At 77.3% G+C, this 538-nt stretch carries 1 protein-coding gene; it reads right to left on the reverse strand.

The window, feature by feature from the left end:
• A partial coding sequence (locus tag ACI78V_RS22855) for a PKD domain-containing protein (protein ID WP_456855120.1) occupies window positions 1–457 on the reverse strand: 457 nt, incomplete at its 3' end.
• Window positions 458–538 lie beyond the last annotated feature (81 nt).

Below are 538 nucleotides of genomic sequence, written 5' to 3' on the forward strand. Positions count from 1 at the left end.
CCGGCTCGGCCGCCGGGTCACCCACCACGCGGGAGTAGACGAACACCCGCGCGTTGCCGCCGATCGCCAGCGGACCGGACAGCACCGGACTCCAGCCGGCCGGCACCGCGGCCATGCTCGGCGCCAGGTCCGCGGTGATCTGCGCGATCAGCACGTCCCCGGCGGCCACCCCGGCCGGGCGGGCGATCGTCACGTCCCGCACCGCCGCGGTCGACCCCGCCGAGGTCGAGGCCCCCACCGTCACCCCACCCGGGGTACCCGAGGGCGCCGCGGTCACCGTCACCGTGCCGGTCACCGGCGCGCTGGCCCCGGCCGCGTTGCCCGCCGTCAGCGTCACCGTGTACGTGCCGGCCGCGGCGTAGGTGTGCACCGGGTTCTGCTCGGTCGACGACGACCCGTCGCCGAAGGTCCACGCCCACGACGTCGGCGCACCGCTGGAGGTGTCGGTGAACCGCACCGCCACCGGCGCCTGCCCACTCGACGGCGACGCCGTGAACGACGCCACCGGCACCACCGGACCCGGACCCGGAGCCGGCGC

Source organism: Geodermatophilus sp. SYSU D00742, assembly GCF_054049935.1.